Annotated in this window: 13 protein-coding genes; 2 read left to right on the forward strand and 11 right to left on the reverse strand. The window is 72.0% G+C overall.

Going from position 1 to position 15,751, the window contains the following annotated elements; all coding sequences use genetic code 11:
* Positions 1-75: 75 nt before the first annotated feature.
* The 8 genes from ACFY1P_RS06530 to ACFY1P_RS06565 form a co-directional block, all read right to left on the reverse strand.
* The gene (locus ACFY1P_RS06530; RefSeq protein ID WP_361523659.1) at positions 76-228 is read right to left on the reverse strand and encodes a rubredoxin; all 153 of its coding nucleotides are present in this window, start codon (positions 226-228) and stop codon (positions 76-78) included.
* Positions 229-260: 32 nt separating this feature from the next.
* Complete coding sequence (locus ACFY1P_RS06535) at positions 261-1,124, reverse strand: alpha/beta fold hydrolase (protein ID WP_361523602.1); 864 nt, start codon at positions 1,122-1,124, stop codon at positions 261-263.
* The gene (locus tag ACFY1P_RS06540; protein WP_390749905.1) at positions 1,121-2,221 is read right to left on the reverse strand and encodes a fatty acid desaturase; all 1,101 of its coding nucleotides are present in this window, start codon (positions 2,219-2,221) and stop codon (positions 1,121-1,123) included. The genes ACFY1P_RS06535 and ACFY1P_RS06540 overlap by 4 nt, the downstream gene beginning before the upstream one ends.
* Positions 2,222-2,235: 14 nt before the next feature.
* The gene (locus ACFY1P_RS06545; RefSeq protein ID WP_361523596.1) at positions 2,236-2,532 is read right to left on the reverse strand and encodes an acyl carrier protein; all 297 of its coding nucleotides are present in this window, start codon (positions 2,530-2,532) and stop codon (positions 2,236-2,238) included.
* A gap of 68 nt (positions 2,533-2,600) precedes the next feature.
* Positions 2,601-3,551 (reverse strand): acyl-CoA desaturase, encoded by a 951-nt coding sequence (locus ACFY1P_RS06550; RefSeq protein WP_361523594.1) that lies wholly within the window; start codon positions 3,549-3,551, stop codon positions 2,601-2,603.
* 359 nt (positions 3,552-3,910) lie between these two features.
* A complete protein-coding gene (locus ACFY1P_RS06555) occupies positions 3,911-4,837 on the reverse strand; it encodes an acyl-CoA desaturase (RefSeq protein ID WP_361523591.1) in 927 nt (308 codons plus the stop codon).
* An 11-nt stretch (positions 4,838-4,848) separates the two neighbouring features.
* Positions 4,849-6,621, reverse strand: a complete 1,773-nt coding sequence (locus ACFY1P_RS06560) for a fatty acyl-AMP ligase (protein ID WP_390749906.1) — start codon at positions 6,619-6,621, stop codon at positions 4,849-4,851.
* A gap of 173 nt (positions 6,622-6,794) precedes the next feature.
* On the reverse strand, positions 6,795-7,592 hold the full coding sequence (locus ACFY1P_RS06565; protein ID WP_361523586.1) for a thioesterase family protein: 798 nt from the start codon (positions 7,590-7,592) through the stop codon (positions 6,795-6,797).
* A gap of 568 nt (positions 7,593-8,160) precedes the next feature.
* On the opposite strand from ACFY1P_RS06565, the gene ACFY1P_RS06570 reads away from it, so the two are divergent.
* On the forward strand, positions 8,161-9,153 hold the full coding sequence (locus tag ACFY1P_RS06570) for a beta-ketoacyl-ACP synthase III (RefSeq protein ID WP_390749907.1): 993 nt from the start codon (positions 8,161-8,163) through the stop codon (positions 9,151-9,153).
* 211 nt (positions 9,154-9,364) lie between these two features.
* Complete coding sequence (locus tag ACFY1P_RS06575) at positions 9,365-10,120, forward strand: 2OG-Fe dioxygenase family protein (protein ID WP_390749908.1); 756 nt, start codon at positions 9,365-9,367, stop codon at positions 10,118-10,120.
* Positions 10,121-10,163: 43 nt separating this feature from the next.
* On the opposite strand, the gene ACFY1P_RS06580 is transcribed toward ACFY1P_RS06575, so the two are convergent.
* The 3 genes from ACFY1P_RS06580 to lanKC all read right to left on the reverse strand — a co-directional run bounded on the left by ACFY1P_RS06580 (position 10,164) and on the right by lanKC (position 15,639).
* A complete protein-coding gene (locus tag ACFY1P_RS06580) occupies positions 10,164-11,192 on the reverse strand; it encodes a terpene synthase family protein (protein WP_390749909.1) in 1,029 nt (342 codons plus the stop codon).
* 689 nt (positions 11,193-11,881) lie between these two features.
* Entirely contained in the window at positions 11,882-13,153 is a 1,272-nt protein-coding gene (locus ACFY1P_RS06585) for an MFS transporter (RefSeq protein ID WP_390749910.1), read from the reverse strand.
* Positions 13,150-15,639, reverse strand: a complete 2,490-nt coding sequence (gene lanKC, locus ACFY1P_RS06590) for a class III lanthionine synthetase LanKC (RefSeq protein WP_390749911.1) — start codon at positions 15,637-15,639, stop codon at positions 13,150-13,152. The genes ACFY1P_RS06585 and lanKC overlap by 4 nt, the downstream gene beginning before the upstream one ends.
* Positions 15,640-15,751 lie beyond the last annotated feature (112 nt).

Here is a 15,751-nt window from a genome sequence, read left to right on the forward strand (position 1 = left end):
CCTTCGTCGCGCGGAACGGGGGCTCTGCACGCCGGCCCGGTCGTGCCGCGGGTCCGGCGACCTGTGGCCGTGGTGCTACAGCGGGGCCATCACGAAGTCTTCCTTCGTCGTGCCGCAGTCGGGGCACTTCCAGTCCGCCGGGACGTCCTCCCAGCGGGTCCCGGGGGCGATGCCCTCCTCGGGCAGGCCGAGGGCTTCGTAGTAGACCCAGCCGCACACCAGGCACATCCACGCCCTGTCGCCGGTTCGCGTTTCCTCGCTCACGGGATGGTCTCTCCAGTCCTCGTGCCGTGTTCCGCGACGAACGCGGAGACGGCGCTCTTCACTTCGGGTGACATCAAGATGCCCATGTGGCCGCGGCCGGGCGCTCTTTCGAGCCGTACGTCCGGCAGTCCGGCCGCGATGGCCTCGGCCTCGCGGAAGGGGACGACCGGGTCGTCGGGGTCGTGGAGGGCGAGGATGGGGCAGTCGAGGCCGCGGCCGAGGCCGACGACGTCCCAGTGGGTGACGGGCACGCCGTTGCGGCGGTGCAGTTCGGTGCGGATCCGGTCGACGATCGCGTGCGACAGCCGCAGTTCGTCCCGCGCCCAGCCCTCCAGCACGGAGGTGAGCGTGCAGGTCGGGGCGAGGAGGGCGAGGCAGTCGGTGCTCCGCCGTGGCCGCGCGGCCACGGCCCCGACCGCGGCGATCGAGCCCAGCGAGTGCGCGATCACCACCCGCGCGCCGCCGAGCGAGTCCAGGACGGCGCCCACGGCGGTGGTGAACTGCGTCATCGTCGCCTGGGTGCCCTCGTGCACGCCGTGCGCGGGGGCGTCGAACGCGGCTACGCGGTAGCCGAGTTGCCGCAGCGGTGCGATCAGGGAGTACATGCTGCTGCTGTCGGAGCCCCAGCCGTGGACGAGCAGCGCGGTCGGCCCGCCGTCGTCACCCCACAGATAGCCCCCGCGCACATCGGGGTTCCCCCGGACGGCGAACCTCCGGGCGCCCAGCGGCAGGACGTTGTCCGGCCGGCCGCCCAGCGGGCGGGTCCGGCTGAACACATCGGTCGCCCAGCGCCCGCCGACGCCCGGCAGCACGGCGCCCACCGCCGCGTGGGCGAACCTCCTCAGGACCGGCGGTGTCATGACGGCGCCTTCACCGCCGGCGGGGCGTCCACCGGCGCGATCTTCGTACGCGAGAAGTCGGTGTAGAAGCCCGACTCGGTGTCGTAGAAGTGCAGCCGCCGGACGATGCGCGCCAGCTGGCCCACCCGCACCCGCTCCTCGCGGACCATGCCGGGGTACGCCTCCTTCAGCGCCGCCTGGGCCTTGCGGAGGTTGTAGTACGGGACGACGGGGGCCACGTGGTGCGCCGTGTGGATGGAGATGTTGTGGGTGAGGAAGAGCAGCCACTTCGGATAGACGTAGTCGGTCGTCACCAGCAGCCGGCTGGCGTTGCGCGTCCAGTGCTCGTTGGTCAGGTAGGGCACGTCGCTGGAGCTGTGGTGCATCAGCGTCGTCGCGCTGAACCACGCGTGGGTGGCGAGCCAGGGTGCCACGAAGTAGAGGAAGAGGCCCTCCACGCCCGTGAAGTAGACGAGCGGGGTGAAGTACAGGACGCACACGGCGAGGACGAAGACGATCGACCGGCGGACGTCGCGGCGCGCCTCCCGCTTGGGGAAGAAGGAGGGCCGGAAGCCCGACTCCCGCCAGTAGTTGATGGTGCCGCCCCAGAAGGCCCAGGTCCTCGTCCCGTGGTAGATCACCTTCTCGCGGAACGGCATCCGGTCGTACAGCGCGGCCGGGACCGGCCGCCAGTCCGTGTCCAGCTCCAGGTTGTTGGTGTGGCTGTGGTGGAGGTTGTGTACGTGACGCCAGGCGTGGAAGGGGTAGATCAGGGGCAGCAGGGACACATGGCCGACGGCGAAGTTGAACCTGCGCGACCGGGAGAACGAGCCGTGCCCGCAGTCGTGGGCGATGCAGTGCAGCCCCCAGCCGCCGAGGCCCGCCACCACCCACAGCGGGATGTACAGCAGCCAGTGGGGCGCGTAGGCGACGCCCACGAGGGCCCCGATGTAGAGCGCCCAGCTGACGGCGAAGCCGAGCAGCCCGCGGGCGACGCGGGGCTCGAAGTAGTCCCTAGGGATCGCCGACGCGAGCCGCTCGCCCTGAAGTTGCTCCGACTTGCGCAGGAAGTCCTTGAAGGGTTCACCGGGGTCCGAGGGGAAGTTGTACGCGGCCATCGTCCCGCTTCCCTTCAGCCGGTCCGGTCGGACAGCCTGAGCTCCCGCGCCAGATAGCCGCTCAGGTCGTCGATGGTCTGGTGCTCGTAGAGCAGCCCCGGGGACAGCCGCCGCTCGACGACCTTCTCCAGCGCGCCCGACACCTGGACGGCGACGCGGGAGTCGAGCCCGTACGCCTCGAAGGACTTGCCCGTGTCGATGTCGGCGGGCGGCACCTCGATCCGCTTGGCCAGGTGGTCGATCAGCCACTGCCGGAGGGACTCCTGTGTCAGCGGTCCCGTTGTCCGCGCTTCCTTCTTGCGTCCGAACATCTCGTGCTCACGCTCCCGTGGGGTGTGTGGTGGTGAAGTGGTCGCTGATGGTCCGGGATGGGGCGGGGTCAGGCGGCGGACTTCACGGCCCGCTTCCGTGCGATGGTGGCCGCGTCGGGCTCCCTGAGGTCCCAGACGACGCCCGCCTTGCCCAGGCCGAAGAGCAGCCAGCCGCTGAGGTCCGGCTCCCACCAGGTCACCCCGTGGCGGTAGGAGCCCGGGAACGCGTGGTGGTTGTTCTGGAGCCCCTCGCCGAACGTGAAGGCGGCGACGGGCCAGTTGTTGGCGCTGCGGTCGGCGTTGTGGAAGGGCCGGCTGCCGATGGCGTGGCAGACCGAACCGACGCACCAGGCGGCCTGGTTGGCGACGAAGATCCGCGCCAGCCCGCCGAAGACCAGGCCCGTCAGCGCGGCCATCGGTGTCCGCTCGACGGCGAGACCGGCCACGGCCGGGATCAGCACGCCGACGACCACCCAGGTGGGATAGGTGCGGTGATACCACATCAGCCTGCGGTCGCGCAGGACGTCCGGCGCGAACACCGTCCACTTGGAGGTCTCGTCGCTCAGCATCCACGGCATGTGCGCGTACCACAGTCCGCGCAGCCGGGCCCGCAGGCTGCGGCCGTGCAGGTTGGGCGAGTGCGGGTCGCCCTCGCGGTCGCTGAAGCGGTGGTGCCTGCGGTGCGTGGTGACCCAGAACATCAACGGGCCCTGGGCGCCCATGGATCCGGTGATCATCATGACGCCCTCGAAGAAGGGCGACGTCTTGAACGCCTTGTGCGAGAGATAGCGGTGGAAGCCGATGGTGATCCCGCCCATGTGCACGAAATACATCACGCCGAACAGGACCAGGTCCGTGGTCGTGAAGTTTCCGCTCCACAGGAAATACCCGGCCGCCACGGTGCCGAGCAGCGGCAGGGTCATCGTGGTCAGCGCGGAGAACCGTTTGATGCGGCGGCTGGCGGGGTCCAGCTTGACGATCGCCGCCGCGAGCGGGTCGGTGGGTGTTGCCGTGGTCATCGGGGCTCCTTTCTGCGGTTGGCTGCGCCGGGGCGGGTGTTGTTCCCCAGCCCCGCCCCTTCCCGAACTGAGGCACGCGCCCCGGACCCAAACGCGCTCCGCGCGGTGTCCTCAATCGCCGGACGGGCTGGATTTGGCTGATGTGGGTACGCGATTCAGCCCGTTGGGGGCACCTCTGGGGGGCACCACCGGACGGAGTCTGGGGGAGGTAGCTGGGGGAGTTTGTCGACACTCCCCCAGACTTGGTCCGGGGGCCCCGAGGGCGCTCTCCGCCGCAGGCGGCAACGGAGCCGCGGCCGGGGGTCTGGGGCACGAGCCCCAGTTCGGGAAGGGGCGGGACTGGGGAAATGACACGCCACCTAATCCGGTCGCGCGCGCTTCGGGTAGCGGACGTCGGACACCAGACCCAGCAGATCCAGCAGCCGGATGAAGCCTCCCGCGATGTCGATCTGCCAGAACGCGTGCCGGTTGTGCGCCAGGCCGGGCTGCGCGTGGTGGTTGTTGTGCCAGGAACCGCCCACCGAGAAGGGCGCGAGCGAGGCGACATTGCGGCTGTTGTCACGCGTGCGGTGCGGCCTGCTCCCCAGCGTGTGACCGATCGAGTTGACGCTCCACGTCACGTGGTCGAGGAGGAAGATCCGGGCGAGACCGCCCCAGAGCAGGCCGCCCACGGCACCCCGGCCGCTGCCCCCGGTGAGCGCCCAGCCCAGCAGGGCGGGCAGCGCGAGACCGAGCAGGACCCAGCCGAAGTAGTAGCGGTCGATCCTCATGACCAGCCGGTTGCGCAGCAGGTCGGGGACGCGCTTGCTCCAGTTCTGCCGGCGGACGGTGAACAGCCAGCCGACGTGGCCGTGCCAGAGCCCGCGCAGCCGGGGGAAGCGCCGCCCGTCCTCGACGGGCCGGGGCGAGTGCGGGTCGCCGTCGCGGTCGGTGTACGCGTGGTGCTGCCGGTGGGTCGCCACCCAGAAGACGATCGGGCCCTGTGCCGCCATCGACCCGGCGATGCCCCAGAAGGCGGTGACACCGGGCCGGGCGGCGAAGGACAGGTGCGAGAAGAAGCGGTGGAATCCGCCCTCCACGCCCAGGGAGGTCAGCAGATACATCCCTACGAGCAGGCCGAGGTCGACGGCGGTGAATCCGTAGGCCACGGAGAACGCCACCGCGCCGAAAAAGCCCGCGGTGGGCAGTCCCACGGTGACGTAGGCGAGCCGGCGGGCGGAGGCGTCGGTGTCGGCGGCCGCCTCGGCCGGCGGGAGACCGGCGGAGATCTCGGGCAGAGAGGTCATGGGGACTCCCGTCACCGCACGGACAGCGGCAGGGCGTCCGCGGCCGGGGTCAGCTTCTTCAGCGTTCCTTGGACATATGCCTTGCGGGTGGCGTCCCGGCGGACCTTTCCGCTGGTCGTCATCGAAATCGCGCCGACGGGAGCGAAGTGCACATCGGCCGGTGCCACGCCGTGCCCCGCCGTCACCGCGGCGGTCACCGCGTCCCGAACCGCGTCGATTTCCTCGGCCAATTGCCGGGCCGTACCCCGGAATTCGGTGACGACGACGAGTTCCTCGCCGCTCTCCCCCGGCACGGAGAACACGGCCGCGCCGCGCAGCTTCTCGTGGGCGCTCCGCACGGAATGCTCGATGTCCTGGGGATAGAGATTGCGGCCCGCGATGACGACGAGGTCCTTCAGGCGTCCGGTGACGCAGAGCTCCCCTTCGTGCAGGAAGCCGAGGTCGCCGGTGCGCAGATAGGTGAGTTCGTCTCCCGGATCCGCGAGGCGCGCGGTGAAGGTCGCGGCGGTGAGCTCCGGCTTGCCCAGGTAGCCCGTGGCGACGTTCGGGCCGCGCACCCAGATCTCGCCGACGCGGCCGGGCTCCGCCTGGCGCCGCTCGCCGGGATCGACGACGATCACTTCATGGCCCTCGGCGACCTCGCCGCAGCTGACGATCCGGGCGGCCCGGCCGGCGTCCGCCGCTTCGGCGTCCTCCGCGTCCTCCGCGGTGAGGTGGCGGACGCGGCCGTTCTCCAGGGCCGCCTTGTCCAGCCATACGGTCTTCACGGCGCTGCCGGTGCGCTTGCCCGACACATAGAGGGTGGCCTCGGCGAGCCCGTAGCACGGGATGAGTGACGTCTCGTCGTAGCCGCGCGGTCCGAAGCGGTCCCGGAAGGCGTCCAGCGTGGCCCGCGAGACGGGCTCGGAGCCGCAGAAGACCTGGCGCAGGCTGCTGAGATCGAGGGTCGCGAGTTCCTCGTCGGTGATGCTCGACGTGCAGATGTCGAACGCGAAGTTCGGGCCGACCGAAATGGTCACCTTGTGGTCGGTGACGGCCTTGAGCCAGCGGTAGGGGCGCTGCACGAAATACGCCGGGGGCATCAGCACCAGGGGCCAGCCGCCGTGCACCGCGAGCATGATCGTGCCCATCAGGCCCATGTCGTGGTAGGGCGGCAGCCAGGTGCAGCCGACGCGGTCGGGCTCGTATCCCATGTTCGCCTCGAGGGCGCGGCAGTTGCTGACGAGGTTGTCGTGCGTGAGCACGATCCCCTTGGGGTCGCCGGTCGAGCCGGAGGTGTACTGGAGCAGCGCCGGTACGTCGGTCCGCACGGTCGCGCGGGTGTCACCGTCCGGGCGCCGGGCGCCCGCGGCCCGCCGGAACCAGTCGTCGTCGACGAACATCCAGTGCGGGCGGGCCGCGGACGCGGGCAGTTCCGCCTCGAACTGCGCGACGCGGTCCGCCAGCCGGGTGTCCGCGATGATCACGTCCGGGGCGCAGTCCTCGACGATGGAGAGGAAGCGTGCCAGGGCCCGCTTGCCGGTCGGCGGGAAGGACGGCACGGCGGTGGCACCGGCCTGGAAGATCCCGAAGAGGGCGGCGATGTAGTGCAGGCCCGGGTCGAGGGCCAGGACGACGCGGTGGCCGGTGAGTTCGCGCCGCAGCAGGCCGGTGGCGACGGCGGCCGCGTGCTCGGCGAGGTCGTGGTACGTCCATTCCACGGCGGCGTCGTCCGTGCCGTCGGGCAGGAAGCGGAAGGCGAGCTGCCGGGGCAGGCTCGCGCGATGCCCGAGTATCCCGGGCAAGGTCGCGGGCCGTGGCGGGCCCGCCCACCCTGATATGTGATCCACAGCGCCCCCGTGCTTCTCTTTTTCGACTACGTGGGTCTCGTGACCGGGGCCGTCATCGCGCCGGTGCCGGACCCCTGGATTCCTGTGCTCTTGCTGCCGTGCACGGTGGAGCTCTCAGTCGGTGTGTCTCAGTCGGTGCGGATGATGCGGAGCTGCTGTGCCGAACCCAGGTGGGCGCCGTCCGGGCCCCAGGCGTCGATCTCCTCGTCGACCCAGCCGTCGGCGGTGGCCGAGCGGGTCCGGGCGCGCAGGAGGATCCAGGGCGAGGACGTACGGTCGAGGTTCTCGCCGGTGCGTACCGTGAGTTCGACGGTCGGCACGAGGGCCAGGGTCGACAGTACGGCGGCGTAGGAGGGTGCCAGCGCGTCCATCAGGAGGATGAACCGCAGGGCGTCCGGTGGCCGCTCGTCGCCCACGAGGCGTATCCAGGCGGTCAGTTCGGGTTCCTTGCCTCCCGCGTAGGGCCGGTTGGGGCCGACCGGGCGGATCTCCAGATAGGCGGAAATGGGCACGAACTCCGGCGGGATCGCGAAGATTTCGCATTCCTCGACGGGTGGCGCCTCCGGCATCGCCGGGGCGAACTCCGCCCATTCCGCGGCTTTGGGGGATCCGAGGACCGCGGACGCCTCGACGTGCATTCCCTTTGCCGTCACCGCCTTGGCGCCGACCGCGGTGAGACTGCGTCCGGCTCTGGTCAGCGAGGTCTCCAGCCGGAACTCATCGCTGATCGGCCGGTGAAAGCGCGCGGTGACACTCCGCAGCGGAAGCCCGGGGGCTTCGCCCCGCATCGCGGCGGCCATGAGCGCGACCGTGAGCCCGCCATGGAATCCGCCGAAACCGTTCAGGTGCGCCCCGGCGCCGATCCGGTCGGCCGTGGGCCGGCCGAGCAGATCGAGGGGTGACGGCGGTGGTGCGGTGTTCGTCATGAGCACACCGATTCCCCGGCCGGTGCGGACACGGGGAACTGCGCGCGATGGCGGAACTCGATCGTCGACAACATGCCAGTCCTGGCGATGAGTTGGATCACACGAGTGACCGTAGAAGGGGCCGATGTCGCCAAGCAAGCAATAATTTTTGTGACCCGCGTCACTGGTGGGCGAATCATGGAATCCGCGTGACGTTCAACACTCGATGCCCTTCCCCTCCTGGGTTGCGGAATCCAACCCGCCCGGAGATAGTCTCCCCGGCGAGTGAGCTCGATCCGGCTCGGGGGGCCCGTATGAGCGGCACGGTGACCGCCGCCGCGGTGCGCCGACGGCCCGCGGAATCCGCGTGCCCCGATGTCGCCCCAGGCGGGGCCGGTTCTCCCGCCTTTTTCCGGAGCGGAAGCCGAACTCCGGTCACGGACCCCGGCAACGGCCGGCGCATCCGGACCCGGGCGGTTCTTCCGCCGGTATTCCAGTGGCCGCGTTCCGTATCGGGAGCACAGCGGCGGACCCGTGGTAACGGCCGGGCGCGGACCGGCACCAGGACGGACCGAAGGTGGGTATTGCCATGCTGATACAGCGAGCTGCCGCACAGGACGTAGGAATTCTGGGGATCGGCGCCTATCGGCCGCACCGCGTCGTGGGCAATGAGGAGATCGCGGAACGCACCGGCCGTACGGCCGAATGGATCGAACGGCGTACGGGGATCGTCGAGCGTCGGTACGCCGCCGCGGACGAGACCGTGGCGGACATGGCGGTGGAGGCGGCGCGGAAGGCGGCCGCCGACGCGGGGGTCGCGCCCGGCGGGCTGGACGCCGTGGTCCTGGCCTCCATGTCGGGCCTGCGGCAGACCCCCGGCAGCGCGGCGGAGGTCGCCGACCGGCTGGGCACCCGGGCCGCGGCATTCGACCTCAACGCGGCCTGTTCGGGATTCTGTTACGCGCTGGCGCTGGCCGCCTCATTGGTGCGGGACGGCTCGGCCCGCCATGTGGCGGTGATCGGCTCCGACAAGATGACGGACATCGTCGGAGCCGAAGACCCCGCCACGGCCATTCTGTTCGCCGACGGTGCCGGGGCGATGGTGGTCGGCGCCCAGGAAGAAGGCGGGATAGGCCCGGTCGTCTGGGGCTCGGACGGAAGTCGCGGTGAACTCATCGCGCACTCCGCCGACTGGCTCCAGTACCGCGACGACCCCGAAATCGCGTGGCCCACCATGCGCATGGCCGGGCCCGAGGTATTCCGCTGGGCCATCGAGGAGATGCCGGACGTGGCCCGCCGGGCATTGGCCGCCGCGGGTGTGCGCCCGGAGGGACTCGGCGCGTTCGTCCCGCACCAGGCGAATCTGCGGATGATCGAGACCGTGGTGCAGCGACTGGGACTTCCCGCACATGTCGCCGTGGCCCGCGACGTGGTGAACTCCGGGAATACCTCGGCCGCCTCCATTCCCCTCGCCGTCGCCCGGCTGCGTGAATCGGGGGCCGTGGGCACGGGCGATCTGGCGCTTCTCCTCGGATTCGGGGCCGGCCTCACCTGGGGAGCCCAGGTCGTGCGACTGCCGTGAGCGGAGCCACGCGAAAAACGGCCGCCGGATGAGCGTGCGCGCCGGGCGGTTCCGCGCGTCCCTTCCTCCGCAGCCCGTTTGTCCCCTTCCGTCCCACCGATGAACGCGTTCCGGCCAACGGGCCCGCGATGTCGGCTTAATGTCGGGATGAGGCCACCGCGCAGCGGCTCGCCTCGCCGACGGAACACACCGCACCAAAGGCAAGGACACCATGACGTCAGCCACTTCGCGCGTGCCGGGCCGGCCCGCCGCCCCGTCCGGACAGTCCGCCGAACCGGAACGGCCGCCGTTCACGCACTTCGGCCCGGAGATGCTGACCGCCGCGCTGGACGGGCTTCCCGCGGACGCCGTCGCGACCTTCGCCGCCTCCTGGGACGGCCTCCCCGCCGACGCCCACCTCGGCACCGACCGGCCCTACCGCTTTCGCCGGTACGGCTCCTTCCGCATAGCCGGCGACCGGCTGGCGCCGCTGCCGCACGCCGCGTTCTTCCAGGACCGCTCGGTGAACCGGGTGCACGGCGGGGTGGAGAGGCTCTTCGCCCCGCTGGAGGAGGCGGTGGCGGCGGGTGAGGTGCTGCGCACGGTCGTCCGCGCCCTCCACGAGCGCCTGCCCGGCCCCCGGACCGGCATCGACACCTGCGGTGTCCACCAGATCCGCGTCACCGCCACCGTCCGGGCCGAGGGCCACCCCGCACCCGAGGGCGTGCACCGGGACGGTCACGCCTATGTCGCGCAGGTGCTGATCCGCCGCCGGGACGTACGGGGCGCGGAATCCTGTCTCTACGACCTCCAGGAGCGGCCCGTGCACCGGGCGCTGCTCACCGCGCCCCTGGAGACGATCGTGCTCGACGACCGCCGGGTGCTGCACGGTGTCTCGCCCGTACGCCCCGCGCCCGGCACGGACCGCGGCGTCCGCGACATGCTGCTCGTCGACTTCTTCCCGGGGGCCGGGCAGGAAGCCGTGTGAAGGCCGGGCGGCGGCATTCCGCCGCCGCCCGGGAAAGCGCCGTTCAGTCGACGGTCTGGGCTATGACGTCCTCGATCCGGGGGGAGCGGATGACGTGCAGGACGCCGATGTCGCTGTAGCGGCCGCTGATGTTGCTCCAGTGGTAATTCCCCCGCATGCACGCACGGTTGGCGTCGAGGAAGCGGTGGGTGTTCTCGCGCTCCTCGCCGGAGAGACCGAAGGCGTCGCACAGCCGGTCGACCTCGTCGACCAGCTGCTGGAAGCGGCGGGTACGCCGGCGCACCATCTCCTGGAGCCTGGCGATGGCCTCGTCCTGTGAGCAGGAGTGCTCCCTGCTCAGCAGCAGGACCGCGTTGTTCGGGTCGCCGTTGGCCTGGTCCTTCTCCAGGGAGTGGAGGTCGTTGGTGAGGGTGACGACCTCGGCGGTGATGTCGCGTGCCTCCAGCATGCACATGCTCTGGTGGATCTCCGGCGGCGCCTCGAAGTGCCCGCAGCGCTCGGAGACGTCCAGGACCACCTGGCTGCCGATCCCGTCGCGGCGCAGCTTCATGTACGAGTCCATGCCGAGCGCGGTGCCGCTCTTGCGGTTGACGGCCTCCGAGACGTAGGTCAGGAAGTATTCCTCCCAGTGCCGGACGGTGCGGGCCCGCCAGGCGGCCGACATCCCCTGCTGGGCCCGGGCCCACAGGCTCGACCACACCCGGGCCAGGGGGAAGGTCGGCACGACGGCGGGCTTGCCGGAGCCGGATCCCTGCCGTGCGAGGGCCGCCATCTCGTGGCAGATCTCGTACGTGGCCGCGGGGTTGTGGCCCAGGGCGCCGTCGAAGAGGTCGTCGAAAAAGAAGAAGAAGCTCTGCACGGCGAGGCCGAAGGTCAGTTCCCGTTCGGAGACGTCGGGCAGGAATCCCGCCGCGAGCAGGGCGATGTTCCACGACCGGTAGCGCTCGATGTTCTGCTGGCTGCTGAGCAGACCCGCTGATATCAGCCATCGCTCATTGCGAGCGGCCACGGCGTCCACGCGCGGATGCGTCTTGGTGGGGAACGGTATGTCCAGGGCGATGTCCTGTGGCATCTGGGGCCGGCCTCCTTCGGGCCAATCCGAGCCGAACTCGACGTTGCGGTACGGGGTGCTCGGGCCGGGCGAAGCCCGTCTGGGTGTGCGGTTGGTGCCCTCGGCGGAGCGGAAGCCGACCCTCCGACGGGTCGGCGCGAAGAAGGAGGGGAACGCCCTGCACGCGTTCCCTCGTGGCGCGGTGCCCGCGCCGTGTCCCCCTGGAGGGTCGCTTCCAGGATGGAATCACTGCCCTCCCCCTCGTCCCCCCGTGGCGGGCCGTGCGTCCGGGCCCCGTCTCCTCCCCGGTCGGGGCCTGGCAAGAGGGTGCCCTCTAGACGCGAGCGTAAAAACGAAAACCATACATTCGATAGATGTATTGGGGCACACGGCGCACTCGCTCCGTGCTGCATAGGCAAACGTCCTGGTCCGTGCGCCACGCGCCCCCTGATGCGGCTCAACTGCGGTGCGGGGCAACAGCGTAGTGATCCGGACGCCGCGGGGAGGGGGTACCGTGAACGTAGGGCCGGGCTTCGCGAGCCACCCGCGACACGCCCGGCACTCAGGAACGCAGCAGCGCCAGTGGGCGCCGGTACGGACCTGGCTACGCGTCCAACGGCATATGGTGACGGCATATCGGAGTGACCAGAATCCGTACCCTCGCACAGCCGTCGAGCCCCCTCATGGGAGAGCCGCGCGCGTTCGTTCGCTCACCTGCCCGAGCCGCACACCGCCTCGGCGCCGTCCCCGACCGGCTTCGCATCGCCGGCTCCTGCCGCGAAGGCGCCGCCTCTTGGGAGGGCCAGGGCGAGCAGGCCCAGCAGCGCGCCGAAGAACAGGAAGACGGCCGCGTCGGGCCAGCTGTCCAGCAGCGCGCCGGCCAGCGCCGAGCCGAGCGGTGGCGTGGCCATGAACAGCAGCCCGATCACGCTGTTCGCCCTGCCCTGCAGCCGTTCCGGGGTGCGCAGCAGGCGGGCCACCGTCAGCACCGAGCCGGACACCGACACGGCCAGGGCGCAGCCCGCCAGCAGCAGCGCGCGGGGCGCGGCGCCGCCGGCGAGCGCCATCGCGCCGACGAGCAGGGCGCAGACCACCTCGGTGACGAGCAGCACCCGGGCCGGGGGGACGCGCTCCCCCACCCGGGGCGCCAGCAGCACCCCGGCCGTCGCGCCCACCGCCGAGGTGGCCGTGAGCGCGCCGACGGACAGTCCCGGCGCGCCCTGCCGCGCGCAGCTGACGACGACCGCGAGGTAGACCCCGTCGAGGACGAAGTTCTGGGCGGACGCGAGCAGCGTCAGCTGCCGCAGGAGCCGTTCGCGCCACAGGAAGCGCAGCCCCGTGGTGAACGACCGCCACCACCCGTCGTGTTGCCCCGCCGGGGTGTACAGCGCGGGGCCCAGGGCGAGGACACAGGCCGCGGAGACGACGAAGGACGCGGCGTCCAGCCAGAACGGCGCGCTCGGTGACGCCTGGAAGAGCAGACCTCCGATCAACGGTCCGAGCAGATAGGCCAGTTGGCCGCGCACCTGGTTGACGGCGAGCGCCGTGCTCAGCTTGTGTTCCGGCACGACTTGCCGGACCGACGCGAGCCCGGCGGCGTTGAACGGCGCGGTCAGGAAGCCGAGGAGCACGCCCGCGGCCAGCAGGAGGGCCGGCGTGGCGCGGCCGGTGAGGACCACCGCCGCCAGGGCCGCGCTGGTCAGGGCGCGGCCCGTTTCGCAGGTCAGCAGGACCGTACGGCGGTCGAGGCGGTCGACGAGCGGCCCGGCGGGCAGGCACGCGAGCGCGAGGGCGCCGGTCCAGGCGGCCTCCACCGCGCCGGTCCACAAGGGCGAGTGCGTCAGGCGCAGCACGAGCAAGGGCAGTGCGATGCCGGAGGCACCGGTGCCGAGCATGGACAGTCCCTGTCCTGCGCACAGGAGTTGGAACCGGCGGTTGTGGCGCAGGCTCCCCTCCCGCCCGGCCTCGCCGCTCCCCCTCATGGGCCCGTGTCCAGCAGCGGCAGCGCCGCCCGGCGGCCGGAGCCGTCGCCCAGCGCGGCGTGGAGGGCGAGCAGGACACCGGCTGTGCCGGTCACGAGGTCCGTCGAGAGCCGGAGCAGACCGTCCAGGGCGAAGGCCCGCCCGCCGGAGTGGCGGACCGCGTGGAGTCCCAGACTCCGCAGGTGCGCGTTCACTGCGGAGTCCGGGCCGCCGAGGTGGGCGAGGCCGTACAGCAGCCCCGCCTGGCCGGTGAACAGGCCGGGGGAAAGCAGGAGTTCGGTGTCGAGCCCGGTCCGGATCCGGTCGCGCGCCAGGGCGAGGAGTGGGGCGTCGCGGTGCCGGAGGTATTCGTGCAGGGCGATGCCGATGCCCGCGCTGCCGCCGTCGAGGGCCGACAGCCGCCTTGCCCCGTCCTTGACGTGCAGCCGCTCGCCGCCCGGGGTGCCGCAGTGCGCGAGGTCGCGTCCGAGAGCGGTCCGGGCGTGCCGGAGGTGCCGCGAGTCCGCGGTGGCGCGGAAGAGGTGGGTGAAGAGCAGCGCCGGGCCCGACCAGCCGTGCAGCAGCCCGGCCCGGTCCCCGCCGGGCAGTCCGTCGCCGTCCAGGGCGCGTACGAGACGGTCGGCCAGCCGCAGCGCGGTGTCCGGGCGGCCGAGGCGCAGAGCGGCCAGGGCGATCCCGGACAGCCCGCCGAACAGGCCCGCCCCGCAGCCCCGCAGGTCGAAGGCGGCCAGCCGGTCGAGGGTCCCGCGCGCCTCCTCGGGCCGGCCCAGCGCGTCGAGGACGTACGCGATCCCGGCGAGCCCGTCGTAGAGGCCCGGCCGTGGCCAGCGGGTCTTCCCCGCCGCCCGGACCAGCCACTCGACGTGTGCGCCGAAGCCGGGCCCGTCGGCGCGCCCGGTGGCGTGCAGGGCGTGGAGCACGCCCGCCGCGCCGAACGCCAGGCTCGCCCCCTGGTCGTCGAACTGCCGCACGTCGCCGGGGAACAGCCGGTCGTCCCGCTCCGGTGTCGCGCTGCGCAGGATCGCGTCCCGCAGGGAGTCGAGGACGGCACCGGCGTGGGCCGTGCGGTCCCGGGGCCAGTCGTCGGGCACGGTGCCGCCCCCGGACGTGGGTGGTGCGAGTTCCCGGCGCAGCCGGTCGCCGAAGCCGGGCGGCAGGGGAAAGCGGGCCTCGGTCCAGGCGATGAGCTCTTCGTGCTTCCGGTCGTCGAAGCGCAGCAGCGGCGTGAGCGGGCAGAACAGCGCGAGCGCCAGGCAGCCGAGCGCGTACGCGTCGACGGCCGGGCCCGAGCGGGCCCAGGAGGCCGCGAAACCCGGGGTCGCCAGGGCGGGGGCGCGGCCCTCCGCGGCGGGGCGGGCCGTTTCGAAGTCGACGAGGCAGACGCTGCCGTCCGGGCGGACCATCACGTTTCCCGGCTGGAGGTCGCCGAAGACCACGCCCCGGCCGTGCAGGGCGCCGATCGCCGCCTCGACGCGGGCGAGCACGTCGCACGCCCAGCGCGTGTACGCGGCGAGACGGTCCTCGTCCGGGTCCGGCCGCAGGAGGGGGTGCCGGCGGCCGACCGCCTCCTGGAGGGTCTCCCCCTCGACGAACTCCTCCACGAGATAGTGGTGCTCCCAGTGCCGGGTGCGGGTGAACAGCCTTGGCACGCACGGCAGTCCGGCGAGCAGGCCGAGCGCGGTGTGCTCGCGTTCCAGCCGGGCGACGGCGTCCGCTCCGCTGTCGTCGAGCCCGGCGTGCGGCCGGGCCTCGCGGAGCACCACGCGCCGCCCGGTGCCCCGCTCGACGGCGCGGTAGACCCCGCCGCCGTTGGAGAAGTGCAGGGCCTTCTCCACGCGGTACGGGAACGCCGTGGCGCCGCCCGCGCGGGCGGCGCGGATCCGCGCGTCGAGGAACGGCGGGACCGTCACCCAGGGCGGCACCTTGAAGCCCGTCCCCCGCACATCGGGGACGAGCCGGCCGTCCGGCCCTTCCATGGCGGGCACGTACTCGCCCGCCGGGGAGAAGCAGTACGCGACGTCGAAGGCGCCGTAGCGCACGTACAGCGGGCCCTCGTCCCAGCGCAGGTCGCTCAGGATGTACGGGCCCTCGATGCCGCGCAGCAGTTCCGCGAGGGCGGTCAGGGTCCGCTCCAGCTCGCCCTCGTCGGCGGGGTAGACGGTGACGAGCTTGCCGCTGGCCGCCCTGGGGGCCTGTTTGCTGTTCATCAGCCGGTGCACGGCGGCGCTGCGCAGGAACTTGAAACACAGGCCGTGCCGGACGCAGTGGTCCCAGACCGTGCCGATCACCTTGTCCGCCGCGTCCGGGGTGGCCGACGCGTGGATCTTCCACCCCTGGCGGGGCAGCCGGGCGGTGGGGTCGTGGAGGTGGATCCACCCGCCCCGCTCCGTGCGGAGGCGCCCCGGCGGCGCGGGGACCCCGGTGTGGGTGAAGCGGCTGTCGGCGTCGTCGAGGCGGTCGAGCGTGTCGACGAAGTGGTCGGACATGCGGGCTCCTTGTGTGCGGCTTCGACTGCGGTGGCGGGGCCGGGGCCCGGGCCGGGCCCGCACTGCCGGCCGCCGGTGCTGGAACCGGCGGCCGGCAGTCCCCCGTGCGTGT

It is taken from the genome of Streptomyces sp. NPDC001407 (genome assembly GCF_042895325.1).
GTDB lineage: Bacteria > Actinomycetota > Actinomycetes > Streptomycetales > Streptomycetaceae > Streptomyces.